The following is a 15273-nucleotide window of genomic DNA, read 5'->3' on the forward strand; positions in this document are numbered from 1 at the left end:
TCACACTTTTGCCAACTCCTTCTGCACCACCGCCCGCAAGCCGCGCACCGAAACCGACAGCCCGCTTACATCACCGCGATTTTTCACCTCAAGCATCGCATGATGCCGCTGCGCCACGCGCAACGCGATGGCAAGACCCAAACCGCTGCCCTGCCCCGGCGTGCCTGCGCATCGGTAAAACCGGTCGCAGACGCGGTCGATTTCGTTTTCGTCGATTCCGCTGCCCGTATCCAAAACCGTCAGCGCAATTCCGTTTTGATCGCGCTGCAAGTTCACATCGACACGTCCGCCCGAAGGCGTATGCCGTATCGCGTTATCGAGCAGATTATTGATTAGCACAGCGAACGCATGCGTATCGCCGAGAATGGTGAACGGATCGTGGCTGTCGCATGCGGCGTCCAGTTCCAGCCCGAGATCGATGGACTTCGCTTCCGCGATCAAGGAAAAGTCGCTGACGCGCGCCTCGCACACGCTGCGCAGACTCATCGGCGCGATGGCGGCTTCGCGCGCGGCATCTTCACGCGCCATGCTCAACAACTGCTGTGCAAGATGAATCAGCCGATTCAAGCGCCCGTCGATCTTCGACAGCGTCGTGCCGTCCACGCGCAAGGAACCATCGCCGATTGCGCCTTGTATCTGCAATTTGAGCGCGGCGAGCGGCGTGCGCAGTTCGTGCGCGGCATCGGCAACAAAGGTGCGTTGTGCCTGCGATGCCTCGTTCAGCCGCGTCAGCAATTCGTTGAGCGCATCGACGAGCGGACGCAGTTCGATCGGCATGGGCGCGAGCGTGATCGGATCGAGCGATTCGGGCGAGCGCTCCTTCAGCGCGTTCGATAACCATCGCACCGGCGCGAGGCCGCGCGCCACCACCACCAGCACGAACACCACGATCACCGGTATCAGCAAGGCCAGCGGCCAGATGATGCGCAAGGCCAGCGTCATCGCCAGATCTTCGCGCACGGAGAACGGCTGCGCGACCTGCACGAAGCGATCCGGCTGATTCACGCCGAACGCGCGCCAGCGGTCGCCTTCGCGCTGCACGGAACGAAAGCCTTCGCCGAAGCGCGGCAACTCCGGTTCGTGCGGCGTGTGATAAATCAGCTTGCCCGACAAATCCCAGATGTCGATTACCAAACGGTCATCGGCAATGCCTTGCAGATTGTGGTCGCGTCCTTCGGCAATATCGTTTGCGCCGATGTTGTGCGGCAGCACATGCGCGACCGTGGTGAGTTCGTAATCGAACAATTCGCCCGCTTCCGCGCGCGCGGTGCTGAAGATGCCGTAGCCCGCCGCAAGACACGCCGCCGCGAGTCCGAAGATGAGCCATCCGAGCAGCCAGCGGCGAATCGACGTCATCCAATCCTCTTCAGCCGATACCCCACGCCGCGCACCGTCACGATCTCTTCCGCGCCGATTTTGCGCCGCAGGCTATGCACGTGTACTTCGATCGCGTTGCTGCCGATTTCCTCGCCCCATCCGTACAATTTTTCTTCGAGTTCGGAGCGGCGGAACACGCGCGCGGGTTCTTCGATCAACGCCTGCAGCAAGGCAAATTCACGCGGCACCAAATTGAGCGCGACGCCCGCCTTGCTCGCTTCGTGCGCGGCGGGATCGAGCGTCAATTCGCCATGCGAATACACCGGATGCTTATGCCCCGTGCGGCGACGCAGCAGCGCGCGCACGCGTGCCGCGAGTTCGTCGAGATCGAAGGGTTTCATCAGATAATCGTCCGCGCCTGCGTCGAGGCCGCGGATGCGGTCGTCCACGGCATCGCGCGCGGTGAGGATCATCACGGGCGCGTCGCCGCCCTTTTGCCGATACGCCGCGAGCACGTCGAAGCCATCGCGTCGCGGCAGGTTCAGATCGAGCAGCACGAGGTCGTACACGCCGTTGCCCAGCGACAATTCGGCCGCGCGGCCGTCCTGCGCCCAATCGACCGTATAGCCCGCACGGCGCAACGCGGCGAGCACCGTCTCGGCGATCATCTCGTCGTCCTCAACCAAGAGCAGGCGCATGCGGATTCTCCAGAATCGAAATCATTCGCCTCCGATTTTCCTTTCCAATTGCTTAAGTCCCACTTAAGCGTCATAGACGCCGATGCTTAGCGAATTCGCTCGCGGCGTTAAGCATCGGATAAGGTTCACCGCCGCACTATACGACAAGCGCGCCACCACTGGCCGCGCGTCGGAGGTGCCGATGCAGGCGTCCACACTCGTTTCATTGCGCGCCAATGCGGTCCTGATCGCGTTGTGCGTGGCCGCATCCGATGCGGCGTGGCTTGCCATCTGCGGATGCGCGGGTCATCCGAATGCCATTCAAGCGCCGTTGACGCGCCTGGCGACGCTGTTGAGCGCTGCGTTTATCGTGATCGCGGTGCGGCGCATCGCAAAGCTTTCGTTCGATGCCGCCCGCGCCTCGCGTCGTATCGCGTGGGCGCAGGACGCGGCGCATCGGCTCGTGATCGCCCGTCCTTCTTCGGACGATTGGCTCGTTCAGCTTCATGTCGAATTGCATCCCTCCGCTTCGCGGCGGAGCGTCGCGCACGCGTGTTCACATGCGGCGGCGGCTTGCAGAGTGCCACGCGATCGGGCGTGATCTCGGACTTCGCCCGATCCCCTTTGCCCGGCCTCGTGCCGGGATTTTTTTGCTCGTTCGATTTTCAGGTGAGGGTTTTCGGGAGCGAGGTTTTTGGCACGCTCCGTTTGTGTTTTGAGTGCTTTATTTAGGGGGTTTTCTGTTTGCACGCGCGGATCGATCACGCCTAAAGGTGAGCGAATTCGGGAGCGCGCGAATGGTGAGTCTTTGCGGTATCAAACACTAACCCATGACGTCTTGCGAAAGTTGCGGATCGCAACTAATATTGCCTGCATGGCCGCAAGGAGACGCACATGGACTTTATCGACGCCCCGCCGCAATCACGCGATCAAACCATTCTCGAACTGCGCGAGTTCTCCCGCCGGCTGGTGCGTGAGCTTGGTTTTATGCGCAATACGCTGGCGGATAGCGGACTCGCGCCTTCCGCCGTGCACGCGATCATCGAGATCGGCGCGACGCCGGGCATTCAGGCGCGCGATCTCGCGGATACTTTGCGGCTCGATAAATCCAATGCGAGCAGGCAACTCGCGCGGCTCGAATCCGCGGGATATGTGTCGCGACAGACATCGAGCGACGACGGCCGTTCGTCCGAGCTTTATCTCACCGCTGCGGGACAGAAGCTGCGCAGACGAATCGACAAGTTCGCGACCGATCAGGTGTCGGATGCGTTGCGGCGTCTGGTGCCCGAGGATCAGCGCGCGTTGGTGCGCTCGCTCGGCTTATATGCCGATGCCCTCGCGCATGGTCACGCGCATCCTGTCACGCGTGCGGCGCATGCGGAAAGCGCGCGCGTGGTGGAGGGATATCGGCCGGGATGTATCGGTGATATTGCGGGTTTGCATGCGCGTTTCTATGCGCATCACGCGGGATTCGGCGTGTATTTCGAGCGCAAGGTTGCCACCGAACTCGCCGCGTTTGCGGAGTCGATTCCCGCGCCGGGCAAAGCAATGTGGCTCGTGATGGAAGGCGAGCGCGTGCTCGGCTCGCTGGCGATCGATGGCGATATGAAGAAGCGCGTCGCGCATCTGCGATGGTTCATCATCGACGATAGTTTGCGCGGCTCCGGCATGGGCCGCGAACTGATGTCACGCGCAATGGCTTTCGTCGATGAACACTACGATGAGACGTATCTCTGGACCTTCAAGAGTCTCGATGCGGCGCGCCATTTGTACGAGTCCTTCGGCTTCGAACTGGCGGACGAAGCCGAAGGAGATCAGTGGGGCACGAAGGTTGTTGAGCAGCGGTTTACGCGTCGTGGTTCGTAAGCTTTAATCCAGCGCATCCTGCGAACGCTCGCGCATGAACGCCACCGCGATCAGCGACAACGATCCGCACGCCAGCACGTACCACGCGGGCGCATACACGCTCTTCGTGATCTCGATCATCAAGGTCACGAAGAACTGCGCGAAGCCGCCGAAAATCGCCACGCCCAGGCTATAAACGATCGCCGCGCCCGTGGCACGCACCGAACGCGGGAACAGCTCACCGAGCATCGCGCCGACGGTGCCGACGTTCAGCGAATGCACGATCGACAACGCCGTGACGACGGCAAGCAAGGTCGTCGCGGTCGGCGATTTATTGAGCAGCACGAACGCGGGATAAATGCCGAGCATCAACAGCACGCGCGTGGTCTGCGCAAGCTTGTTGCGTCCGATTCGATCCGACAAATAACCGCCGAGCGGCGCGAGAAAGAACAGAATGCCGCCGGAAACACAGCCTGACAACATCGCCGTCCAGCCGGGAAGCCCGAGCGTTTTCACGCCGTAAATCGACAGATAGAACACGATGATGAAATGCGCCGACGTCCCGCCGATGGTCACGCCGAGTCCCGTCAACACCGCGCGCATATGTTCACGAAGTACCGTAAATAAAGGCACTTTCGGCGCTTTCACCAATGCCGATGCGTGCGCATGCGGTTGCGGTGTCTCTTCCATCGTGCGGCGCAGCCACCAGCCGACCGGAACGATCGCCGTGCCGATCACGAACGGCACGCGCCATCCCCAGCTTTCGAGCTGCGTCGCACTCAGCGATGCACTCAGCGCCACGCCCGTCAACGCGCCCGCGAGCGCGGACAAGCCCTGACTCGCGAACTGCCACGAAGCATAAAAGCCACGTCGATTGGCAGGCGCTTGTTCAAGCAATAACGTGGTCGATGCGCCCACTTCGCCGCCCGCCGAAAAGCCTTGAATCAGGCGCGCGAGCACGAGAATCACGGGCGCGAGCACGCCGACCTGCGCATACGTCGGCGCAACGGCGATCATCGCGGTGCCGAGCGCCATCAGGCCAAGCGTGAGCAGCATCGCTTTCTTGCGGCCCGCGCGATCCGCGTACATGCCGACCACCAGTCCGCCGATCGGCCGCGTAAAGAAGCCGACGCCGAAGCTCGCCACCGCCAGCAACAACTGGCCGATCGGATCGTTCACCGGGAAAAACAGCTTGCCGATGATCAGCGCGAAGAACGCGTAGACCGTGAAGTCGTAGAACTCCAGCGCATTGCCGACCGCCGCCGCCGCGATAAGCCGCGCGCGTGCGCGTTTGCCAGAGCGCGACGGGGTATCGACGGATGAGTCTGCGAAAGTGGGTGTGTTCATGTTGGTCTAATCCGCGAGATAGGCTTCGGCCAGACGCACCCAATAACTCGCGCCGATCGCGAGGATATCGTCGTTGAAATCGTAGCCGGGGTTATGCACCATGCAGCCGCCCTTCGATCCCGTGCCGTTGCCGATCCACGCATACGTGCCCGGACGCGCTTCGAGCATGAAGGCGAAGTCTTCGCTGCCCATCAGCGGCGCGGCGGCGGGATCGACACGTTGCGCGCCGAGCATTTTGGTGGCGACATCCGTGGCGAAGGCGGTCGGTTCCGCATGATTGACGAGCACGGGATAACCGAGTTCGTAATCGATTTCGGCGGTGCAGCCGTATGCGAGCGCTTGCGCGTGGACCAGTGCGGTGATGCGCTCCTTCAGCAGCATGCGAACGGTCGGATCGAGCGCGCGCACGGAGAGTTTGAGCAGCGCGGTCTCAGGAATCACGTTGTTCGCTTCGCCCGCCTGCACGCTACCGACGGAAACCACCGCGGGCTTCTGCGCATCCACTTCGCGCGCGACGATGCTGTTCAAACCCAACATGATCGATGCAACCGCCGGCATCGGATCGCGCGCGCGATGCGGCATCGCGCCATGTCCGCCAACGCCACGCACCACGATATTCACGCGATCCGACGACGCCATGCCCGGACCGGGGCAGAAGAACATATCGCCTGCGGGCAGGCCCGGCATATTGTGCAGCCCGAAGATGGCATCGCACGGGAATTTGTCGAAGAGACCGTCTTCGATCATCGCGCGCGCGCCGGCCTCGCCTTCTTCGGCGGGCTGGAAGATCACGGTGAGCGTGCCGGAAATCTGACGGCTTTCGGAAAGATAGCGCGCGGCGCAAAGGAGCATCGCGGTATGGCCGTCGTGGCCGCAGGCGTGCATCGTGCGCGGCGTTTTGCTGGCGTACGGCAAGCCGGTGGCTTCTTCGATCGGCAAGGCATCCATATCCGCCCGCAAGCCGATGCGCTTGCCGCCATCGCCCTGTTTCAGCACGCCCACTACGCCCGTCTTGCCGAGCCCGCGATGCACCTCGTAGCCCCATTGCGCGAGCAATCCGGCGACGAGATCGCTGGTCGCTTTTTCTTCGAACGCCAATTCGGGATGCGCATGAATGCGCTGGCGCACGGCGACGAGTTCCGGCGCAATCGCCGCGATGCCGGGAATGACGGGTTCGACTGACAGCATGAAGGCTCCTTCTTCGATACGGATCAACAAGCCTTCAGCATATAAAGTCGAAAAGCGAACCAAACGACAGTAAATTAAATGTGTGAACGCTTTTGGTTGTCGGCAAAAACCCTAGGTTATCTTTGTTATGAGCATGAAACTCCATCAGCTGCGCGCGTTTCTGACGACCGCCGAGCAAGGCAGCATTCGCGCGGCGTCGCGCACGCTGCATCTTTCGCAGGCCGCGCTGACGAAGGCGATCAAGGAACTCGAATTGGATTTGGGCGTGCCGCTGATTTTGCGCACGGCGCGCGGCGTTCAATTGACCGCGTTCGGACAGCAATTGCGCGTGCGCTCGCATCTGATCGTAAGCGAAATGCGGCGTGCGGAAGAAGATATTGCGCAGATGAAAGGCGCGGGTGCGGGCAGCGCCAGCGTGGCCGTTACGCCGACGGCGGCCTTGTCGATTTTGCCGCAGGCGTATCGCGCGTTCAGGCGGCAGATGCCGAATGCGCGCGTGAGTTTTATCGAAGGATTTCCGGGCGTGGCCATGCCGCGTCTGCGTGATGGATCGCTCGATTTCGTGGTGGCCGTGGTCGTGCCCGAGCATCTCGCGCCGGAGTTCGATCACATCGAGTTATATGAAAGCCGTTCGGTGATCGTTGGGCGTGCTGATCATCCGCTGAAGGAGTGCACGCGTCTGGCCGAATTGAGCGATGCCGAATGGCTGCTCAATCCATCGCCGGAAAGCTCGACACAGGCTTTGCTCGATGACTACGCCCGACGCGGCCTCGCCATTCCGGGACGCGTAATCGAATGCCCGAGTTTCGTGATCGCGCACGGCTTGCTGCGCGGCTCCGATGCGATCGCTGCGCTGCCGGAGTCGCTGCTGAAGCATCACTGGGTCGGCGACGGTCTCGCCGTATTCCCGATCGTCGATACCTTGCCCGCAGTCTCCGTGCGCGTGGTCACACGCCGGGACAGTCCGCTTACGCCTGCGGCTACGTTACTGCTCGATTGCCTTCGGCACGCCGCGATGTCGCAGTAATCGAATTAATTCGGAATCCCTAGAACTTCAGTTTCAGCATAAAACCGAGCGTAAAGGGAAGATCGCTCGAAGGAATCGGCGGAATCAGGATGATGTTCGCGCCCACGCGCTTGTAGTCCAGCATGATGAGCGGCGCGGCGACCGGACCGATGGTGTGATCGTGGCCGAAACCATAACTGCCGTAGTTGTAGCCCGAGATGATGCCGGCCATCGCGGCGAGCCGGATGTGATTCCAATGCAGGAATTCCGGTCCCCACACACCGCCGCCATAAAACGACGGCTTCGACAGCGAGTTTCGAAAGTAGCCGCCTGTCAGCGCCCAACTCGGCGCGATCCAGCACTCCACGCCAATGCCGGGATTAAATTGCTCGAAATCCTTGTCTGGATGAAAGTGGTGCGAGCCGATCATCGCGTCCGCCCAGAGTCCGTCCGAACACAACGCGGCGTGAGCGAGCGGCGTCCACAAACACGCGGCCGACGCGGCAAGCCCGAGCAAACCAGCGCGAATGCTTCGAAAACGGGACACCCTTGAACGCATAAGTTCTCCGCCATCACGACAAGGTGACGACGCCTTTTCTGAGATGATGGTCGAGGCGAACTCTACCTGAACGCTTGATTTTCGTGTGACGAAGCGAAAGGCGTTATTTTTCGGAGTGGATATTGATGGATTGTCGTGACAGTTCGATTTTCAAGGCGTTCACGTTTGGCTTACTGCTGGCGCTCGGCGCATGCACGCCGTTGCAAGTGGTCACGCATCATGTATCGGCGAATGAATCGAGCGTGCCCGTTGGCCATTACGAACTCGATCCGCATCACTGGAATGTGAGTTTCGATGTCGATCATTTTCATTACTCGCGTTTCGTGATGCGATTCGACAAGGTAACGGGACAACTCGATTGGAATGCGGGCGGATTGGCGAAGAGTACGGCGCGCATCGTGATCGATGCCGCGAGCGTGAATACCAACGTGCCGCTGCTGGATCGCATGGTCAAAGGCGCGGACATGTTCGATGTCGCGCGTTCTCCGACCATCACGTTCGCGAGTACATCGTTCGAACCGAAAGGCGACGACAAAGGCACGCTGACCGGCGATCTGACCATTCGCGGCGTCACGAAACCGGTCACGCTGAACGTGAGCTTCAACGGCCACGCGATCAATCCGCTCACCAAACAGGAAACGCTCGGCTTTTCCGCCGATGGCCATTTCAGCCGCTCGCAGTTTGGATTGACGACGTGGTATCCGGCCGTCGGTGACGACGTGCACGTTGCGATTCAGGCGGAGTTTTCCAAAACGCCGCCTGCTTCGGCTTCTACTTCCGCTCAGTAACGCGTTTTTTTATTACGCGGCAGTCCAGTCGAGAACGACCTTGCCGCTATTGCCGGAGAGCATGGTTTCGAAGGCGCGCTGATAGTCATCGACGGGAAAGGTGTGCGTGAGAATCGGCGAGAGATCGAGACCGCTTTGCAGCATCGCGACCATCTTGTACCAGGTCTCGAACATCTCGCGCCCGTAAATGCCCTTGATCTCGAGACCCTTGAAAATCACCTGATTCCAGTCGATCGCGGTTTGCGCGGGCGGAATGCCGAGCAGCGCGACCTTGCCGCCGTGGTTCATCGACTCGAGCAAGGCCGTGAATGCGCTCGGCATGCCCGACATTTCCAGTCCGACGTCGAAGCCTTCAGTCATGCCGAGTTCTTCCATCACGTCGCGGAGCTTTTCGTTGGCGACGTTCACGGCACGCGTCGCGCCCATTTTGCGCGCCAACTCCAGCCGATATTCGTTCACATCGGTGACCACGACATTGCGTGCGCCGACGTGCCGCGCGACCGCAACCGCCATCACGCCGATGGGTCCCGCTCCGGTAATCAACACATCTTCGCCGACGAGATTGAACGAGAGCGCTGTGTGCGTCGCGTTGCCGAAGGGATCGAAGATCGCGGCGAGGTCGTCGGAGATATCGGCGGGAATCTTGAACGCGTTGAACGCGGGAATCACGAGGTATTCCGCGAACGCGCCTTCACGATTCACGCCCACGCCAACTGTATTGCGACACAAATGGCGACGTCCCGCGCGGCAATTCCGGCAAAAGCCACACGTGATATGACCTTCGCCCGACACGCGATCGCCGATTGCAAATCCGCGCACTTCCTGCCCCATCTCGACGATCTCGCCGACATATTCGTGACCGACGTGCATCGGAACAGGAATGGTTTTTTGCGCCCACTCGTCCCACTTCCAGATATGAATGTCGGTACCACAAATGGCGGTTTTGCGGATGCGGATCAGGACATCGTTATGGCCGACTTCCGGGCGCTTCACGCGCGTGAGCGTGAGGCCGGGCGCGCGTTCGAGTTTGGCAAGGGCTTTCATTGAGGTTGTACCTTGGTTTTTTCCCGCGGCCTTCAGCCGGGGTGCTTTATGCGCATAAAGTCAGCGGATCACGCCGAGCGAACGGCCCACACGAGCGAAGGCATCCACCGCGCGATCGATCTGTTCGGGCGTGTGCGCGGCGCTCATCTGCGTGCGAATGCGCGCGCGGCCCTTCGGCACGACGGGATACGAGAAGCCGATCACATAGACGCCTTCGGCCAGCAATGCATCGGCCATTCGAGACGCGAGTTGCGCATCGCCGAGCATGACGGGGATGATCGGATGCTCGCCGGGAACGAGATCGAAACCGAGCGCCGACATCGACTGACGGAAGTGCGCGCCGTTCTCGCGGACGCGTTGGCGCAGCGTCGCGCCTTCGTCGCTATCGAGCAATTCAAGCACTTTCAACGACGCCGACGCGATACTCGGTGCAAGCGTGTTCGAAAAAAGATAAGGACGACTGCGTTGTCGCAACAATTCGATGATTTCCCGATGCGCCGCCACATAACCGCCCGACGCGCCGCCAAGCGCTTTCCCGAGCGTGCCCGTGATGATGTCAACGCGATCCAACACACCGCAGTATTCGGGCGTGCCGCGCCCGTACTCGCCGATAAAACCGACCGCGTGCGAGTCATCGACCATGACGAGCGCGTGATAGCGATCCGCGAGATCGCAGATGCCGGCGAGATTGGCGATGATGCCGTCCATCGAAAACACGCCATCGGTGGCGATCAGCTTGAATCGTGCGCCGGCTTCATCGGCTTCTTTCAGGCGCGCTTCGAGATCGGCCAGATCGTTGTTCTTGTAGCGCAAGCGGCGTGCTTTCGAGAGCCGCACACCGTCGATGATGCTCGCGTGATTCAGCTCGTCGCTGATGATCGCGTCCTCTTCCGTCAGCAAAGTTTCGAACAAACCGCCGTTGGCATCGAAACAACTCGAATAGAGAATCGCGTCCTCGGTGTGAAGGAAATGCGCGATCGCCTGTTCCAGCGATTTGTGGACGGTCTGCGTGCCGCAGATAAAGCGCACCGACGCCATGCCGAAGCCGTCTGCATCGAGTCCTGCTTTGGCGGCTTCGATCAGACGCGCATCGTCGGCCAGGCCGAGGTAGTTGTTTGCGCAGAAATTGAGCACGCCGCGCCCATCGGCCAGGCGAATATCCGACGATTGCGGACTCGCAATCACGCGTTCGGACTTATAAAAGCCCGCCGCGCGGATCTCGTCGAGCGTCGTGCGAAGGTGAGACAGGTATGAGTCTTTCATCGGCTTCCTTTTTTGACGAGCGATGGTTTGGTGCTGCGTGCCCTTTCGACTGTTATAGTGCATCCAGCACATTGGACACGTTCGATATTTCGAACGAATTTCCAATATACCGGAAACTCTAAGGGATTGTGAGACACATGGCAAGTTCGGGTTCGGACAACAAGGCCGGCGAATTCGCTTCGACAAGCGGCACATCGACACCACCGCGCGTTGGCGAACAGATTCAGCGTCTGCGCAATGAAAGAAAGTTGACGCTCGACGATTTATCGCGCGCGGCGGGTGTATCGAAGTCGATGCTGTCGGAAATCGAACGGGACAAGGCCAATCCGACGATCGCGGTGGCCTGGCGATTGACCAACGCGCTCGGCATCAGCCTCGATCAGTTGTTTGCGCAGCAGAAGCCGGCAGAAGCGATTCGCGTTGCGGCACCGCACGAGATTCCGACTTTGAGCGGTGACAACGGCGGATATCAGTTGCGGGTGTGGGGGCCGATCGAGTTGGCGGGGAAGTTCGAGTGGTACGAACTCACGTTGCGGCCGGGCGCGGCGCTGACATCGAACGCGCACGAGCCGGGGACGCGCGAGCACTTGACGGTGCTGAACGGGAATATCGAGATCGATGCGTCGGGTACGACGCGACGATTGAAGACGGGAGAGACCGCGCGCTACGCCGCCGACGATGGACATGCCATCCGTAACGTCGGGCGTTCGGAGGCGAAAGCGCTGCTGGTCGTCATCCACGGGTGACGGCGCGCGAACTTTACGCGCATAAAGTTCGCGCCAGGCGCATGCCTACTTCTTGAACGCGTCCTTGACCGCACCGCGTGCATCGCCCACGCCTTTCTGGATCTTTCCTGCCGCCTGCTGCAAATCGCCCTTGGCTTCCTGCGACTTGTTATCGGTTGCCTTGCCGACCACTTCGTTGATCTTGCCCTTCACTTGTTTGCCGATGCCTTCGATCTGATCCTTGTTCATCACGCCTCTCCCTTGTCTGAAAGTACTTGCGCATGAGCCGACCCGATGCCGTCACACGTCTCCATCAAGATGCCTTGCGTGACCGACCGCGCATAGCGGCGCACGTCTGATTCGCGCGTAGGCGGAATCGCACATACACCCGAGCCGACTAGCGAGACGCTATTTTCATTGCATCGAATACTGTATGTTTGTACAGTAGTAAGACCAGTTGCAAGGGGTGAGACATGGAGTCGAATGGCGAACATCTGAGCAAGAAGCAATTTGCTCGTGCAGTGCGAGACCTCGAGCGGATCACGCGCGAGATTGCAGGGCGATATATCGAATTGGGCGTGCCGCTGACGTGGCGTTTGTTGCACGCGATCGAAGCGGAGGCCGTCGCGGATCTCGGCTTCGCAGGACGACACGAGGCCACTTTGCGCGAGTTGTTCGCGCGTCCGGACGACTTTCATTTCCCCGAAACCGACGATGTCGTCGATGTCGCGACGTCGGACGCATTGCCCGCCGTTTTCGCTTTCGCCGTCGATGCCTATGAACAGGCCGCGCGGCATGGCCGACCGCAGCTCGCCATCGCGCATGGTTGAACTTGATGCCCGATTAGAGCGCGAAGTCTGCGGCCATGTCGGCGTCGCTGCGGGCTTCGAGTCGTCCGTCCCGGCACGCGGCGCGAAACAGCGCGTAGTCTTTTTCGACTTGTTCGGCGTAGGCGCGGCCGTATCGCACCAGTGTTTCGGACATGCGGTCGCCGCTGCCGATATAGCCGGAAATCTCCGGCGCGCAGCCTCCAGCCTTGGCGTGCGCCCGAGCCAGCGCCCACCCGCATAGCCTGGCGTACTCGCGGAACGCATCGTCGCCGAATGTTTCGAGTTCGGCGGAAATTTTCATGTCGCGTAGTTGGCGAATATAAAGATGGCGGCCGACTGGGCCGGTTGCCCAGCCGAGAAACGGGTCTGTTGCGGCCTGCAACAGACGCTGGCCGTGCACGACGCGCTGTCCGTTGTGAGCGTCGATGACGCTACTTTTCCCGGCGCGCGCGTATCGCAAAACCACGGAGGTCGATGCCTCTTTGAGTTGCAGAAAGAGCGGTTTGCGGTGCGAGTCAGTTAGCAACATGACGAGACAACGCGTGCCGACGCTGCCCACGCCAACCACCTTGAACGCGAGGTCCTGAAACGTAAATTGCGATAGCAAAGCGGCCCGCTCGGGCGTCAGCGTCTCGACATAGCTACGCATCAGATTGGCGAATATCACGTCGCGATCGTCTGGCAACGTCATCCATTCATCGGCTTTGTCGATCAACGTGCTGTCACCGCGAATATGGAAGACGGCGGGAGGCGAATCGCGGATGCGCCATGTGTCAGCAGACTGATCGACGAGTTTCGGCAGCATCGAATCATGCGTACGTCGCGATGCGCGCTCGAATCCGCGTTTGAGGCGACGCCGCGCGTCGTCGCTCTGTACCACGCCGGTCATCCGCTCGAAGGTGATGCGCTCGTACCAAAGATCGAGCACGCCCATTTCGGCGTACTCGCGCATGTGCGTCTGGTAGCTCTGCGCGGTCAGAAAGGCAAACTCGTCGGCGGCGAGATCGCCATGACCGAGTTGCTGGCCGGCAATCGTGAAACTCGCAACGAGGCGCTTGAGATCCCACTCCCACGGACCGTACGCGGTTTCATCGAAATCATTGAGATCGAAGATGAGCGCGCGCTCGGGCGTTGCGAAGCCGCCGAAATTCGACAGATGACAGTCACCGCAAATCTGAAGCCACAGGCCACTGTTCGGTGTCGTCGCGAGGTCGTGTGCTTGTATCAGCGCGCTGCCTCGGTAGAACGTGAAAGGCGAAACGAGCATGCGGCCGTAACGAAGCCGGATCAACGCCGGCACGCGGCCTTCGCTGCTCGACTGCAACAGCGCGGTGGGATCACGATCAACGTCACCAATCGTTTCGTGCGAACCGCGCGGTGTGCGTTCGCGCGCGGCTCGTCCGTTGGCGCGACGCGCTTGCCAGGACGGCAAAGTGTGCAGTTGGGCCATCGTTCGCTCCTTGCCATCGTTCTGGATTTTGTTGTGGATCGGAAAGACGCCATGAGAAGACAGTAGGCGACGATCGGCGCAAGCAGCAAGACAGTGAATCGACACTCCATGACACTTGAGCGTCGCTGTGCTCTTGACGTAGCGCGTCTGAAGTCCGACTCTCTTGGACAGCAATGTCAATCTGTCAGGCCTTATCGAACACTATGCCGAACACTTCCGATCTCTTCGATCAACAACGCGCCGACTGGCAAGCCGATCCGCAAGCCGCCTTCGATGCGTGGCTCGCGCAACAGCAGTTCAGGGCATCGTCGGCGGATGTGTATCGCGCGCAATGGGGCAATTTCCTCGAGTGGTTGCGCGCAAAGCGTACGACGCTGCAAACCGTGCAGCGGCCGGTCATCGAACAATTCGTCTCGCAACTCGATATTCGCCGCCCGCAACGCATGCGCTATCTGCGATTGATCGAGCGCGTGCTCGACCATGTGCGGGAGATTGAAACCGCGCCGACGAATCCGGCGCGTTTCATCGCCCAGGACGGCGATTCGGCGTGGCGCCACGCGCGTGATAACGAGCCGACCGGCTTCCTGACGCACGATGAGCGCGCGCTGCTGGTCGGGCATCTGTATGCGCCGATCGGCACTTTGCCGACCGGACAACGCTGGCGCGAGCGACGCGACCGCGCACTGGTCGCCACCTTTCTCGGCGCGGGCGTGAAGACGGGCGAGGCGGCGGAGTTGACCATCGACTGCTACGCGGCGGGCGCGCCCTACGTGACGGTCGATGCAAATAATCCGTTGCTGGTCAGGCAAGCGCGACTCGCGCCGTTTGCCGTCGAATTGCTGGATAACTGGATCAGCGAGCGCCGGACTGTCGGTCTGGCGGGCGACCTTCTGTTTCCCGCAGCCCCGTCCGGACGGTCGATGCACAAGGCAACCATGCTGCGCGCGATCGACGCTGTTGTCGCTGCGTCAGGGATGGCCGCGTCACGCGTGGCGCGCGCGAGTCCGCAAACTTTGCGCAACACCTACGCGGCGGAGTTGTTCGAGGACGGCACAGACCCCGAACGCGTCGGCCAATGGCTCGGCTTTCAGCAGATGATCTCGGTTCATCGGCTGCACCGTGCGTGGCAAGAGTGGATGGGTGAGCAAATACGGGAGCGCGATCTGGCTCGCGCGACAGATGCGACCGATATCATCGACGATCCCGAAAACTCTCACCTTTGATGCAGCGTCGG

At 60.8% G+C, this 15273-nt stretch carries 16 protein-coding genes; 7 read left to right on the forward strand and 9 right to left on the reverse strand.

Annotation, left to right across the window (positions count from 1 at the left end; all coding sequences use genetic code 11):
- Entirely contained in the window at nucleotides 1-1356 is a 1356-nt protein-coding gene (locus P7F28_RS11535) for an ATP-binding protein (protein ID WP_277184614.1), read from the reverse strand.
- A complete protein-coding gene (locus tag P7F28_RS11540) occupies nucleotides 1353-2015 on the reverse strand; it encodes a response regulator (RefSeq protein ID WP_277184615.1) in 663 nt (220 codons plus the stop codon). Before P7F28_RS11540 ends, P7F28_RS11535 begins: the two co-directional genes overlap by 4 nt.
- 181 nt (nucleotides 2016-2196) lie before the next feature.
- Here P7F28_RS11540 and P7F28_RS11545 point away from each other — a divergent pair, with 181 nt between their 5' ends.
- Both P7F28_RS11545 and P7F28_RS11550 read left to right on the forward strand, forming a co-directional pair.
- Nucleotides 2197-2595 (forward strand): hypothetical protein, encoded by a 399-nt coding sequence (locus tag P7F28_RS11545; RefSeq protein WP_277184616.1) that lies wholly within the window; start codon nucleotides 2197-2199, stop codon nucleotides 2593-2595.
- 293 nt (nucleotides 2596-2888) lie between these two features.
- Nucleotides 2889-3860, forward strand: a complete 972-nt coding sequence (locus tag P7F28_RS11550; protein WP_277184617.1) for a helix-turn-helix domain-containing GNAT family N-acetyltransferase — start codon at nucleotides 2889-2891, stop codon at nucleotides 3858-3860.
- Between the two features lie 3 nt (nucleotides 3861-3863).
- On the opposite strand, the gene P7F28_RS11555 is transcribed toward P7F28_RS11550, so the two are convergent.
- Together P7F28_RS11555 and P7F28_RS11560 are read right to left on the reverse strand one after the other, a co-directional pair.
- Nucleotides 3864-5186 carry an MFS transporter gene (locus P7F28_RS11555; protein ID WP_277184618.1) on the reverse strand — a complete coding sequence of 441 codons (1323 nt, stop codon included), beginning with the start codon at nucleotides 5184-5186 and terminating at the stop codon, nucleotides 3864-3866.
- Nucleotides 5187-5192: 6 nt separating this feature from the next.
- Nucleotides 5193-6374: a M20 aminoacylase family protein gene (locus P7F28_RS11560; RefSeq protein WP_277184619.1), complete on the reverse strand. Its 1182-nt coding sequence runs from the start codon at nucleotides 6372-6374 to the stop codon at nucleotides 5193-5195.
- Nucleotides 6375-6507: 133 nt separating this feature from the next.
- On the opposite strand from P7F28_RS11560, the gene P7F28_RS11565 reads away from it, so the two are divergent.
- A complete protein-coding gene (locus P7F28_RS11565) occupies nucleotides 6508-7401 on the forward strand; it encodes a LysR substrate-binding domain-containing protein (protein WP_277184620.1) in 894 nt (297 codons plus the stop codon).
- A gap of 19 nt (nucleotides 7402-7420) precedes the next feature.
- Here P7F28_RS11565 and P7F28_RS11570 read toward each other — a convergent pair whose 3' ends face one another.
- Nucleotides 7421-7939, reverse strand: a complete 519-nt coding sequence (locus P7F28_RS11570; RefSeq protein ID WP_277184621.1) for a hypothetical protein — start codon at nucleotides 7937-7939, stop codon at nucleotides 7421-7423.
- Between the two features lie 125 nt (nucleotides 7940-8064).
- On the opposite strand from P7F28_RS11570, the gene P7F28_RS11575 reads away from it, so the two are divergent.
- Nucleotides 8065-8727 carry a YceI family protein gene (locus P7F28_RS11575; protein WP_277184622.1) on the forward strand — a complete coding sequence of 221 codons (663 nt, stop codon included), beginning with the start codon at nucleotides 8065-8067 and terminating at the stop codon, nucleotides 8725-8727.
- 12 nt (nucleotides 8728-8739) lie between these two features.
- Here the strand turns inward: P7F28_RS11575 and tdh are convergent, their stop codons facing one another.
- Together tdh and P7F28_RS11585 are read right to left on the reverse strand one after the other, a co-directional pair.
- Complete coding sequence (gene tdh, locus P7F28_RS11580; RefSeq protein WP_277184623.1) at nucleotides 8740-9771, reverse strand: L-threonine 3-dehydrogenase; 1032 nt, start codon at nucleotides 9769-9771, stop codon at nucleotides 8740-8742.
- Nucleotides 9772-9831: 60 nt separating this feature from the next.
- Nucleotides 9832-11034 (reverse strand): glycine C-acetyltransferase, encoded by a 1203-nt coding sequence (locus tag P7F28_RS11585; protein ID WP_277184624.1) that lies wholly within the window; start codon nucleotides 11032-11034, stop codon nucleotides 9832-9834.
- A 137-nt stretch (nucleotides 11035-11171) separates the two neighbouring features.
- On the opposite strand from P7F28_RS11585, the gene P7F28_RS11590 reads away from it, so the two are divergent.
- Nucleotides 11172-11780 carry a helix-turn-helix domain-containing protein gene (locus P7F28_RS11590; RefSeq protein ID WP_277184625.1) on the forward strand — a complete coding sequence of 203 codons (609 nt, stop codon included), beginning with the start codon at nucleotides 11172-11174 and terminating at the stop codon, nucleotides 11778-11780.
- 45 nt (nucleotides 11781-11825) lie between these two features.
- Here the strand turns inward: P7F28_RS11590 and P7F28_RS11595 are convergent, their stop codons facing one another.
- Nucleotides 11826-12008 carry a CsbD family protein gene (locus P7F28_RS11595; protein ID WP_277184626.1) on the reverse strand — a complete coding sequence of 61 codons (183 nt, stop codon included), beginning with the start codon at nucleotides 12006-12008 and terminating at the stop codon, nucleotides 11826-11828.
- 224 nt (nucleotides 12009-12232) lie between these two features.
- Here P7F28_RS11595 and P7F28_RS11600 point away from each other — a divergent pair, with 224 nt between their 5' ends.
- Nucleotides 12233-12589, forward strand: a complete 357-nt coding sequence (locus tag P7F28_RS11600; RefSeq protein ID WP_277184627.1) for a DUF2471 family protein — start codon at nucleotides 12233-12235, stop codon at nucleotides 12587-12589.
- A gap of 13 nt (nucleotides 12590-12602) precedes the next feature.
- Here P7F28_RS11600 and P7F28_RS11605 read toward each other — a convergent pair whose 3' ends face one another.
- Nucleotides 12603-14039: a DUF2252 domain-containing protein gene (locus P7F28_RS11605; protein WP_277184628.1), complete on the reverse strand. Its 1437-nt coding sequence runs from the start codon at nucleotides 14037-14039 to the stop codon at nucleotides 12603-12605.
- Between the two features lie 203 nt (nucleotides 14040-14242).
- Here P7F28_RS11605 and P7F28_RS11610 point away from each other — a divergent pair, with 203 nt between their 5' ends.
- Nucleotides 14243-15262, forward strand: coding sequence for a tyrosine-type recombinase/integrase (locus P7F28_RS11610; protein ID WP_277184629.1), 1020 nt, complete (start codon nucleotides 14243-14245; stop codon nucleotides 15260-15262).
- Nucleotides 15263-15273: the final 11 nt, after the last annotated feature.

This window comes from Caballeronia sp. BR00000012568055, from assembly GCF_029439455.1.
Lineage (GTDB): Bacteria > Pseudomonadota > Gammaproteobacteria > Burkholderiales > Burkholderiaceae > Caballeronia.